General features: G+C 47.3%; 10 protein-coding genes. All 10 read right to left on the bottom strand.

Annotated elements, in window-relative coordinates; translation table 11 throughout:
• Positions 1-130 precede the first annotated feature (130 nt).
• Positions 131-1,654 carry a M23 family metallopeptidase gene (locus BN1546_RS11505; RefSeq protein WP_090737530.1) on the bottom strand — a complete coding sequence of 508 codons (1,524 nt, stop codon included), beginning with the start codon at positions 1,652-1,654 and terminating at the stop codon, positions 131-133.
• A gap of 310 nt (positions 1,655-1,964) precedes the next feature.
• Positions 1,965-2,621, bottom strand: a complete 657-nt coding sequence (locus tag BN1546_RS11500) for a hypothetical protein (protein WP_090737528.1) — start codon at positions 2,619-2,621, stop codon at positions 1,965-1,967.
• Positions 2,622-2,851: 230 nt separating this feature from the next.
• On the bottom strand, positions 2,852-4,138 hold the full coding sequence (locus BN1546_RS11495) for an adenylosuccinate synthase (protein WP_040102464.1): 1,287 nt from the start codon (positions 4,136-4,138) through the stop codon (positions 2,852-2,854).
• A gap of 376 nt (positions 4,139-4,514) precedes the next feature.
• Complete coding sequence (gene dnaB, locus BN1546_RS11490) at positions 4,515-5,873, bottom strand: replicative DNA helicase (RefSeq protein WP_013373892.1); 1,359 nt, start codon at positions 5,871-5,873, stop codon at positions 4,515-4,517.
• Positions 5,874-5,875: 2 nt separating this feature from the next.
• Positions 5,876-6,319: a 50S ribosomal protein L9 gene (rplI, locus tag BN1546_RS11485; protein WP_040102463.1), complete on the bottom strand. Its 444-nt coding sequence runs from the start codon at positions 6,317-6,319 to the stop codon at positions 5,876-5,878.
• Positions 6,316-8,304 carry a DHH family phosphoesterase gene (locus BN1546_RS11480; protein ID WP_090737526.1) on the bottom strand — a complete coding sequence of 663 codons (1,989 nt, stop codon included), beginning with the start codon at positions 8,302-8,304 and terminating at the stop codon, positions 6,316-6,318. The genes rplI and BN1546_RS11480 overlap by 4 nt, the downstream gene beginning before the upstream one ends.
• An 11-nt stretch (positions 8,305-8,315) precedes the next feature.
• Positions 8,316-9,233: a DUF2232 domain-containing protein gene (locus tag BN1546_RS11475; RefSeq protein ID WP_090737524.1), complete on the bottom strand. Its 918-nt coding sequence runs from the start codon at positions 9,231-9,233 to the stop codon at positions 8,316-8,318.
• Between the two features lie 5 nt (positions 9,234-9,238).
• The gene (locus tag BN1546_RS11470) at positions 9,239-9,541 is read right to left on the bottom strand and encodes a MazG-like family protein (protein WP_013373896.1); all 303 of its coding nucleotides are present in this window, start codon (positions 9,539-9,541) and stop codon (positions 9,239-9,241) included.
• 120 nt (positions 9,542-9,661) lie between these two features.
• Entirely contained in the window at positions 9,662-10,090 is a 429-nt protein-coding gene (locus tag BN1546_RS11465; RefSeq protein WP_013373897.1) for a CBS domain-containing protein, read from the bottom strand.
• Positions 10,091-10,135: 45 nt separating this feature from the next.
• Positions 10,136-11,197, bottom strand: coding sequence for an LCP family protein (locus tag BN1546_RS11460; RefSeq protein ID WP_025679378.1), 1,062 nt, complete (start codon positions 11,195-11,197; stop codon positions 10,136-10,138).
• Positions 11,198-11,416: the final 219 nt, after the last annotated feature.

Here is an 11,416-nt window from a genome sequence, read left to right as displayed (position 1 = left end):
ATTACTTTTCCAGACCCTTTTCTTTACGCAGAAAAAAACCATGTCTGCACCTGCTGTTAAGCATGCAGAAAAACATGGCCTTTCTCCTTGTTCTTCGTCAATCATGTAGCTAACGATATAAGCATCAAATCTATCTTAAATACGTCATGGGATTGCGTGCCGTATTATCCTTGCGAATTTCAAAATGAAGATGCGTTCCTGTTGAGCGTCCTGTGCTCCCCATAACTCCGATCGACTCGCCTTGTTGAACAACCTGTCCTACATGAACGCCAATGCTGCTTAAATGCCCGTACACCGTCTGGTAGCCGTTTCCATGGTCGATCATAATGACATTGCCATATCCATTCTGCTGACCTGCAAATGACACCACACCTTCATCAGATGCGTGAATGTCAGGACTGCCAACCAAATCGACGCCCTCATGCATACGTCCCCAGCGTGCGCCAAAGCTACTCGACATCGTAGCGCCAGACACCGGCCAAGCGAACTGTCCGGAACCTTCTCCCTCGACTTTCGTTCCTCTCAGAACCACCTCGGTAACAGACGGCTGTAGCACCTTTTGACCAAGCCATTCCTCTTGCACGACCTCGCCGTTCTCCTTGGTCAAACGATAGTCCATCTCTTTAAGACCTGCTTGTCCCGGTCTGACGACTTTCGTAACTCCTGCCTTCAATTCATCGCTCTGGCGAATCTCTATTTCAGGCTCGATGGCGATCTGCTCGACGACCTTTTCTACCGTTCGTACCGTAACAGGTGCCTTTGGAGCCGTGACTTTTAATTCGTCCCCAATTTGCAAATACAATTCACGCAAGCCAGGATTGTTCTGCTTAATCTCCCAAGCCGTCATATCGAATTTAGCAGCAATGGATGACAAGGAATCGCCTTCCTGCACTGTATACGTTATAGGCGCTTCACGCCCCTCGGTTAGTACTTTAACCGCTTCTGCCTCCGTCAGCACCTTGTTCGGATCTGCTTTCACCGGCTCATACGCAATCTTTTCACGGATACTGGCAGACTCCAGCCATGCTTTAGGCGCCTTAGTGCTTGCGCTAGCATGACTACTCCCCACGGATGTTTTGCGAACCAGCCCCTTGATGCCTGTCGCCGTACCTTCACCTGCAGGTGTGTATTTCTTCTGCACTTGCTTTAAAGCCGCTTGTGCAGTCGCTTTATCCTTTACAATGCCAACCATCTGTCCGTTGACCTTCACTTTTACTCCTTTGGCATAGGCAGTCAGCATGCCGTCCAGCTTCTTCAGCGTGGCTGCGCTATCGATATCCGCCTTATATGCCTTTTCCGTGCTCGTCGTTACCGCGCTCGTATTGAGCACCATTTCCACGTCAGGATATTTGTCTTTATACTGTTTGCTCTTCGTTGTATACAGCTGCTTAAGCTGCTGCTCATTCAGGATACTGCCGACCTCAACGCCTTTAACATACACTTTATAATAAGGAACTGTATTGGCTCCAACATACTGATTGCTAGCAAAAATAAGACCGCCAACAATCACAATGCCGCCTGCCGCCCAACTTAACCATCTTTTCCGTCCGCTCCACCATGTTGCTATTTTCCCTGCTTTATCAGCAGAATTGCCCTCAACACTTGAATTTCCACTCCTGTGGTCTGGTGATAACTTCCCCTTAGAAACCTCCATGGTTCTCTCCTTTTCAGCATATCCTATCTCTATTAAATGCGTTCATTATTGTTTTTTTACATGATAAAAGTAGCCCTTTTACAAGCTTATCTATGATAATAGTCGCTATCTAGCATTGCATAGTTACGTAAAAGGTTTCAAAAATTTAACCTTTTCACAACACAGTTTACTTTAACATAGCTTTTACAAAGAATTCAACTACACCCCAATTACTTCCTTGAACGCAAAAAAATCCGCGCTTGGCGCGGATTCTACAGTCCTGTTTTGAGCATTAACATTGCCCATACATTTCATGCGTTTTATTTATGCATTATTTAAGCATACCCATCAACTTGTTATATTCCTCTTTGGTCAAATACTTCGCAAGCACCTGCTGAATATCTTGCAGCTCCTGCTCGGTGAGACCGCCTTCCATCGCGGCTGATATTTTCTGCATCTCCTCCGGCGGTAGTTTATTCATGAGAATCGTAAAAATCTCCTGCTTCTGAGCCGCCGGTAAATTGTTCTTTTTCTCTGTCAGATGGTCGGGCGTAATGACCAAATCATGACCTTCGATACTCGTTTCGGGTGTAGCTGTACCTTCTGCCTGCTGACGCGACTCGCTGCCTGGTGTTCCCCCCGATGTGGCCCCTTCCTGAGATTCCTTTCCATTGGATGAGCCACCAGCTTCATGTCCACTTTCTTCTAAGCCCTGTCCCATGACAGGCAAAGCATTATCAGGCGGTGTTACACCTCCAGAGTCGCTCCCTGTCGTCTTGCTCTTCCCTGTGCCTGTACTTTGGTCAGTACCAGCGCTGCCTTTTAGCCAACTCCATCCCCATATCGGCTGGTGATCAAGCTGAATGTTAAACTGCCGCAGCAGTGATTGAACATAGGCATTCACGACCACACCGGTCACTGCCAGTGTCAGCGCGCTGACCAGCACCACCGTCATTCCTTTTTTAAGCAGCCATCCAAGCCACCTCATATCCCGTTACCTCCTTATACGCATCTTGCCATGTGTACATCATGAAGTGCATATAGACCAGTATTGACGAGATATGACGATTTTTAACCCTTGGAATATGTAAAACTAGCACAAACACAACTACACAGAAAAAAGGAGAGAAAGGCATTAACCACCTCTCTCTCCTAATCGTGCAGGAATAGCTATATTTTAGAACAGGCATGACGCCTTCATAGAATCCTATAGATGTCTTACAAATAAATCGGAAGTACTTGGTTCGTTTGATCGCGGTTACGACCAACCGAGAAAATAGCGATTGGAATGCCTGTCAGCTCGGATACGCGTTGTACGTAATTGCGTGTATTTTCAGGCAGTTCCTCCAACGTTTTCACGCCAGTAATATCTTCGCTCCAACCTGGCAATTCCTCATATACCGCTTCGCATTCCGCCAACATTTTCAAGCTAGCTGGATAATGCGTGATGATCTCGCCGCGGTATTTGTAGCCTGTACAGATTTTGACTGTTTTCAGGCCTGTCAAAACGTCCAACGAGTTCAGGGAAAGACCCGTTAATCCACTGACACGACGGGCATGACGGACAACGACGCTGTCAAACCAGCCAACACGACGAGCACGTCCTGTAACCGTGCCGTACTCATGACCTGTTTCACGAATGTAATCGCCGACTTCATCGTTCAACTCCGTTGGGAAAGGTCCATCACCTACACGAGTTGTGTATGATTTAGCTACACCGATCACTTGTTGAATTTTGGACGGGCCTACACCGGAACCGATACATACGCCGCCAGCCGACGGGTTAGAGGACGTAACGTATGGATACGTACCTTGGTCGATATCGAGCATAACGCCTTGCGCACCTTCAAACAATACCTTACGATTCGCGTCGATTGCATCGTTCAGCACAACAGACGTGTCCGCTACATAAGGACGGATAAACTCAGCATATTCCAGGTACTGTTTCAATATTTCTTCAACATCCAGCGGCTCGCCGCCGTATACTTGCTCAATCACTTGATTCTTTTCCTTCGTTAGATGGCGCAGTTTCTTTTCGAATTCCTCTGCATCCAGCAAATCAGCAATACGAATACCGTTACGTGCAGCTTTATCCATATAAGCAGGACCGATCCCTTTACGGGTAGTACCAATTTTGTTAGGACCTTTGCGGTCTTCTTCCAGCACATCCAACGTCATATGGTAAGGCATAATGACATGTGCGCGGTCACTAATGACCAAATTTTTTGTGGAAAATCCATTATCATGAATATAAGTAATTTCTTCAATAAGAGCGGCTGGATTCACTACCATGCCGTTGCCAATAACACACTTTTTATCTTCATAAAAAACGCCGGATGGAATCAGGCTCAGCTTATACTTTTTACCGTCAATGAGAATCGTATGACCAGCATTGTTTCCGCCTTGGTAACGGGCCACCACTTCAGCGCTTTCCGCCAGATAGTCCGTGATTTTACCTTTGCCTTCGTCTCCCCATTGTGTTCCCACAACGACTACAGTTGACATGTTTCATTCCTCCGTGGAGTGCCCACAGACACTCTGATTTTGAGCTGACGCGCTAACACATATCTGGCTTCAACCGCCTCAGCGGGCAGATATGAAGCGTTCTCGGACAGCAGGAAAAAACGTCCGTCGCAGACATTCCACAAGTTCGGAAAGCCCCGGGCGTAATGATCTCCCGCTGCGTTGAAGCAGCACTATAAGTGTACCAGTACCATTTTTCAAAGTCAAATAAAAAGCGAACATTATATTACATGAAAATAGTATTGTTCGTAATTGAGAGTTTCAATCGTTCTATGAAAATATATGAATTCTATAAAAAAGACTCTCTCGAAACCGCGATACCCGCGTCGAAAGAGCCTTTTCTAAACATACTAATATATTAACCGGCGAACGCATCCGAATGGGCACGCTCGTAATTAGCGAATTTATTATAATTTTTAAGAAATACCAACTCTACCGTACCGACCGGGCCGTTACGCTGCTTGGCAATAATAATTTCAATAATATTTTTCTTTTCTGTTTCCTGATTATAGTAATCATCCCGGTACAGAAACGCAACGATGTCAGCATCCTGCTCGATGGAACCCGATTCCCGCAAGTCACTCATCATTGGCCGCTTATCTTGACGCTGCTCCACACCCCGACTCAGCTGGGAAAGGGCAATTACAGGCACTTCAAGTTCACGGGCGATTTGTTTCAATGTCCGTGAAATTTCGGATACCTCCTGCTGCCGGTTCTCGCCCGCTTTGCCGCGTCCGTGAATGAGCTGCAAGTAGTCAATAACGATCATACCCAGTCCCTTTTCCGCCTTGAGACGGCGGCATTTGGCTCGGATATCAGCCACAGTGATGCCGGGCGTATCATCGATATAAATTTCCGCCTCTGACAAGGCTGCAATGCCCATCGTCAGCTTCGCCCAATCGTCATCGCCTTTAAATTCACCTGTCCGCATGACGTTCGCGTCCAAGTTAGCCTCGGCACAGATCATCCGCTGCACGAGCTGAGCCGCCGACATTTCCAGACTGAAGATGGCAACCGTCTCTTTTGCCCGTACTGCAACGTTTTGTGCAATATTCAGGGCAAATGCCGTTTTACCTACAGATGGACGAGCAGCCACAATGATCAAGTCATTGCGCTGGAAACCCGCTGTCATCTTATCCAAATCAACAAAGCCGGACGGAATTCCGGTCGTGTTCCCCTTGTTCTGATGCAGCAATTCAACGCGGTCAAACACTTCCATCACGACATCGCGGATGGCAATAAAGCCACTGCCTGAGCGCCCGTTGGAGATTTCCATAATCTTGCGCTCAGCATCGCTCAGCATACCGGCGACATCCTCGCCACTGCTATAGCCTTCGCTCACAATCTGTGTAGCTGCACGAATCAAGCGACGAAGCATCGCTTTTTCTTCAATGATCTGGGCATAGTAATCCACGTTAGCCGCTGTTGGCACCCCGTGAGCCAACTTCGCCAGATAACTGACACCACCGATATCCTCTAGCTGTCCCTTGTCTTGAATTTTCGAGGTCAGCGTAACCAAGTCAATCGGCTGTCCGGATTCACCCAGCTCAATCATTGCTTCGTAAATCATCTGATGAGCTTTATCGTAAAAGTCCTCGGTCTGCACCCGCTCCATTGCGGTAATCAGTGCTTCGGACTGAAGCAAAATAGACCCGATAACCGCCTGTTCAGCCTCCAGATTTTGCGGAGGAATCCGATCAAAAAATTCGCCGCCCATAATTATTCTTCAGTCACCTGTACTTTCAGCGTAGCTTTGACCTCAGGATGAAGCTTGACGGTCATTTGAGTCACGCCCAACGTACGAATCGGTTCTTCCAGCTCGATTTTGCGTTTGTCCAGCTTGATGCCTGTTTTAGCAACAGCCTCTGCGATTTGCTTGCTTGTAATCGCGCCGAACAGACGTCCACCTTCTCCAGCCTTTGCTTTGAGCTGAATTGTTGTCTCTTCCAGCTTTTTGCCGAGTATTTGTGCCTCTTCCTTTTCCTCTTGCTTGCGTTTTTCCTCAGCAGCGTTTTGGTTCTCCAGTGTCTTCATATTTCCTTCCGTTGCTGGGCGGGCAATCCCACGTGGCAACAGGAAATTTGCTGCATAACCGTCCGACACTTCCTTAATCTGCCCCTTCTTACCTTGGCCCTTCATATCTTTAATGAATATTACTTTCATTCAAATAACCCCTCTTCCCCATCAATTTCGGCCAGAACGTCGACCACTCTGCGCTTAGCTTCCTCCAGCGAGCAATCCAGCTGAACCGCTGCGTTTGTCAGATGTCCTCCGCCGCCTAGCCGTTCCATGACGACCTGTACGTTCATGCGTCCGAGTGAACGGGCGCTGATCCCCACCAGGCCGTCAGGACGTTCACTGACCACAAAGGAGGCCAGTACATCCGTCATATTGAGCAATGAATCCGCCACCTGAGCAATCAGGAGCTGCGGTATTTTTTGTCCGGGCTCGGTCACCGCAATTGCGATATGCCCATATATCATTTTAGCATGCTTAATAATTTCCGCCTTAGCAATATATTCATCCAGGTCCTCTTTTAACATGCGCTGGATCATGACTGTATCTGCTCCACTACGTCTTAAGAAGCCAGCGGCCTCGAACGTACGTGAGCCTGTATGCAGGGAAAAATGCTTGGTATCCACCGTAATCCCCGCCAGCAGTGATGTTGCCTCCAGCGGTGTCAGCTGGACCTTCTCATGGATATATTGCAGCAGCTCGGTCACCAGTTCACAGGCCGATGACGCGTATGGCTCCAAATAGATTAGAACAGAATCATTAATAAATTCCTCGCCCCGACGGTGATGATCCACAACCACCACCCGGCTGGCCGTCTGCACCAGACGAGGCTCAATCGTCATTGAAGCCTTGTGCGTATCCACCACAACCAGCAGGCTGTGCTCGGTCATCACCTGAAGCGACTGCTCCGGTGTCATGAGCGCTTGCGACAGCTTCTCATCCTTGTTTACCTGCTCCATCATTCGGTCAATAGACGGATTGGATTTGTCCAGTACGATATGGGCCTCTACATTGTAAAGTGCCGCGGCCTTCCATACACCGATAGCTGCTCCTATTGCATCCATGTCCGGTATTTTGTGTCCCATAATCAGCACGCGGTCGCTCTCCTGCATCAGATCACGCAGCGCATGTGCAATGACTCGGGCTCGCACCCTGGTACGCTTCTCGACAGCATTGGACTTGCCTCCATAAAAGGACAGGCGCTGTCCCGCTTTCACTGCTGCCTGATCCCCCCCGCGTCCAAGCGCCATATCTAGACTGGACTGGGCCAACTCGCCCAGCTCCTTGATACTCTCTGCGCCGAAAGACAAGCCAATGCTCAATGTCATCGGTACTTTCAAATCCGCCGTCATTTCCCTCACGGTATCCAAAATGACGAATCGGCTCTGCTCCAGTTCTTGGAGTGCTTTATGATTCAGCATAATCAGATAACGCTCAGATGACAACCGACGCAAATAAATATTGTACTGATTGGCCCAAGACGTAATCTCGCTGGAAACCTTCGCAATAAGCGCGGTGCGCTGCTGATCGTCCATTCCCTGAGCAGCCTCGTCCATATTATCAAGCATGACGATACCAAGCGCCAACCGCTCGTTCTCATACTGCTTGCGCAGTACCGCAAGCTCCGTCACTTCATACAAATATATCAGACGCTCATCAGGCACGATTAGAAACTGATAATGACGCTCATCATGCTGTAATTCCACCTTTAGTTCACGAGCAGGCTCTTTCGTTTCTTTTTTAGTGCTTAGAGCATTTGCGAGTTGAGGAAACAAATCTTGAAGTGGCTCTCCAATCAACGATTGCTCCTCGAACATCTCACTGGCAAAGCGATTGTGCCATTCTACGGTTCGATTTTCACTGTATAAAATGATACCGAACGACAGTGTACTGATCGCTTCTCCCTCCACCCGCTTAATCCGGAAGGAAAGACCACTGATATATTGATTCAGTTCCCGACGAAAATCCAGCTCCGTCTTCAGCATCAGTCCGCCGAGCAAGAATGATAGCAGCAGTCCTATCACACCCAGTTCCCAGTTGTACATGGAAATACATATGACAAGCACCAGCAGCAGTAAAAACGCCCAGACCGTCTGATAGCCGTGCCAGCGTTTTTGTAGAAATTTAGGCATGACTGTTCACCCTATTTCTTTGATCTTGTAATAGCTTCACGCAGCGGAAAGGCCAAATCAATAATACCTATAATGCGGAGCGGCTGGAACACCAGAACGACGAGCGACAGCAGCAACGCAATCACCGGGCTCTTTTTACGGCTATGCGTCCAGAAGTATACAAAACCAATTGTCTGGATAATAAAACATGCATGGATCAGCGGTAGCATACTAATGGAGACCGTTTGAATCCAGCTGCTATCGGAAGAATCCGCTATCCATCCAATTACAATTGCCAGCAGATAGTACCAGATCAGCGTACGCGGTAGCATCCACTCGCGGGCAGGCTTCATTTTACGTACCGGCACATCGAGACTATTCAATGCTGGACGTGCCAAAGCATGTGTGATCACTGCCAGTATGAACGAACTGACAATCATCACATATGGAACTTTACCAATGAGCATTGTACCGAGTTTCTGCGTATCTTCAGCTGTCCAGCTCATATTCGCAAACATCGGATTCGCACTCAAAATCTGCTGTACAATACTGGCCGACATCTCAGCCTGATCACGAAGGGACTGTGAAAGATCAAACCCGAAAGAATACGTAGCGATAAACAGTACAAACAACAATTCGGCTAAAATAATGCCCGTTCCGGTCATCAACGCCTGAAAGGCAGATCCTCCTTTTTTATATACCCGTCCCATCAATATAGAAGGAATCAGAAAGTAAATCGCAGGAAGCAGCGAATACACATCGAGTAGCGCTATAATTAAAAGCACCGGTATGACGTGAACCAGAAAACCTTTGAAAGGCAGCGATGAAAACAATACAGCGCCAGGCACAATCAGAAAAAATACGGTAATAATTCTAAATGGTGTCAATAGAGTCAGCAGCAGAAGCAAATAAATAACGCTCCATGCTACAGTGGCCAAGCGGAATTTCAACGTTTTCACCTCTTACGCATATGTTCTTCCAGTGCGGAAATGTCCTGATACCAATCCTCCAACTGGTGTCCTTCTTTTCTGTGCTTTCTTAGCTTGTCGATGAGTAGATCATCCAATTCACGGTAAGACACCCCAAGACGCCTCCCCAGAATATAACTGCTCATCACCAGGCTGGCCAAACAATCACCAATACGGACTGTACTGCCTTCCCACATCGCCTTAAACAGACGGGAGACTTGGTCAAGCACCTCTGTTTTAAGCCATTCAATAACCTTGGCTCGTTTAACTACATCCATTTCTTTAGGCATATGATGAAGAGTCACACCCCTCTGAAAAAGCTTTATTCTCCATTATAGCATATCCTATTTTGAAAATAACTGTTACCCCATAGGGTAAATCGTTATTTCATAGCAGCTCTGCTGCTTATTTTAGCTTGAAGTATTAAGCGATTCCTTAGACACAAATTTCTCACAATACTCAATAATTTGGCTGCGGCGCACGATACCGATAAACCGCTCCATATCATCCACGACAGGCACAAAGTTTTGTACCTTCGCCAAATTAATCAGATCCTCCATATTGGCATCAATGGATACAGGTTTCATCGAAACCCGCAGCGGAACGTCCTTGAGCATAAACTTAGAAGCGTTTTCAAAGGTGATTTTCCCCTCAGACTCTTTCATATGCCACAATAAATCACCCTCTGTAACCGTACCCGTATATCTACCTTCCTTATCCAAAATAGGAACCGCTGTGAACCGGTGGTATTCCATTCGTTCCAATGTTTGCCGTAGAGTAGCATCCGCCGTTACACAAGCGACCTCTTGTTTGGGAAGCAAGAAAAAAGCGATATTCATGAGAAACGAATCCCCCTCAAAATCAAATATAAATCAATTGATTACTCACTGAATGTCCTGCTTGTCGGGAAGCCTCAGCGTCTGCGGGGTTGTATCAGAGTCTAGCCAGTTCGCAATCATAAGTCTGGCATATTCAAGCTCCTGTTCATTAGCCCGGTCATAGTACAGACCCTTTTTCTTGAACCCTTCCCCCGTAATCGTAAAACTTGAAATTTGTGGATTCCCCTGTGAAATAGCTTGCTTGCCAAGCCCAGTAATAAAGGCAGGTTCCATATCCGTTGTGAAATTGGCCCCCATAATATCGAGCAACTCCGGGATCTTGGTGATTCCATCGATATTCAGCAGCCTATCGGCCATAGCGTTCAAAAAAATTTGCTGACGTTTTGTACGGTTGAAGTCGCTATCTTCCCGATACCTAACATAATACATGGCTTCTTCACCATTATAAAGCGGCTTGCCCGCCTCAATACGGAACTTGATATGCAGCGGGTTTTTATTCTCGATGGGCTGATCGATAGGAAGCACAACTCCACCCACTGCATTCACGGCATCCTGAATACCCTGGAAATTAATCGTAGCATAATAATCGACCTTATGCTCCATCAGCTTCTCTACGGTGGCCATGGACATATCCTCGCCTCCGAACGCATAAGCATGCCCTAACTTATCAAAATCATCCTCACCATCTCGATTGGAATCATGTCCGGCAATCTGTACATACGTATCCCTTGGAATGGAGACCAAGAGCACACGCGATTCTGCGGGCCGTACAGCAGCATATATAACCGTATCTGAGCGACCACGTGCCTTTTCGTTTGGCCTTTGATCCGTTCCCAGTAGCAACACCGAAAAAGGCTCCTTTTGGTAAGCCACCTTCTCTTGCGGCTGCTGTTCCGCGGATTGACGAGGCTGGTAGGATTTCTCCAGTTTGCTTTCCAGCGTCGGTGACACAAACCAGTCGAAAGCCACGAGCGTCAGCTGTTTGCGGAATAGATAGCCTCCCACTGCAACTAAAAGCAAGACAATACATGAAATATATAGAGCGGTAAACCTCTTTTTCTTTTTGGGCTTTCCACGGGTCCTTCTCTTATGTCTTCTCTCCATCATGGCTTCCTTCCTTCTTTCGTCCACAAATCCCATCTCTTCATTAAACCGGATGGGTCCCTCATGAAGCGGAAACTTCCCCTCAAAGCATAAAAGGTCAGCTACCTTGTTGTCAAAAGTGCCATGGCGTGGTCAGTTCCTCAAATTCATGACAAAAAAGGCTTCGCCCTTACGGTCAAAGCCCTCAGTAATGTATATATAAGTATTCTATGTAGCCTTCAA

Origin of the sequence: Paenibacillus sp. Mc5Re-14 (genome assembly GCF_001049835.1) — a bacterium.
Lineage (GTDB): Bacteria > Bacillota > Bacilli > Paenibacillales > Paenibacillaceae > Paenibacillus > Paenibacillus polymyxa_C.
Note: the sequence above shows the minus strand (reverse complement) of the source record. Positions and strands in the feature narration are given on the sequence as shown.

Excerpts from the sequence above, each read along its gene's own strand:
- dnaB (WP_013373892.1), bottom strand. The coding sequence starts at position 5,873 with ATGGGCGGCGAATTTTTTGATCGGATTCCTCCGCAAAATCTGGAGGCT.
- BN1546_RS11500 (WP_090737528.1), bottom strand. The coding sequence starts at position 2,621 with ATGAGGTGGCTTGGATGGCTGCTTAAAAAAGGAATGACGGTGGTGCTG.
- rplI (WP_040102463.1), bottom strand. The coding sequence starts at position 6,319 with ATGAAAGTAATATTCATTAAAGATATGAAGGGCCAAGGTAAGAAGGGG.
- BN1546_RS11470 (WP_013373896.1), bottom strand. The coding sequence starts at position 9,541 with ATGCCTAAAGAAATGGATGTAGTTAAACGAGCCAAGGTTATTGAATGG.
- BN1546_RS11505 (WP_090737530.1), bottom strand. The coding sequence starts at position 1,654 with ATGGAGGTTTCTAAGGGGAAGTTATCACCAGACCACAGGAGTGGAAAT.
- BN1546_RS11495 (WP_040102464.1), bottom strand. The coding sequence starts at position 4,138 with ATGTCAACTGTAGTCGTTGTGGGAACACAATGGGGAGACGAAGGCAAA.
- BN1546_RS11460 (WP_025679378.1), bottom strand. The coding sequence starts at position 11,197 with ATGATGGAGAGAAGACATAAGAGAAGGACCCGTGGAAAGCCCAAAAAG.
- BN1546_RS11465 (WP_013373897.1), bottom strand. The coding sequence starts at position 10,090 with ATGAATATCGCTTTTTTCTTGCTTCCCAAACAAGAGGTCGCTTGTGTA.
- BN1546_RS11480 (WP_090737526.1), bottom strand. The coding sequence starts at position 8,304 with ATGCCTAAATTTCTACAAAAACGCTGGCACGGCTATCAGACGGTCTGG.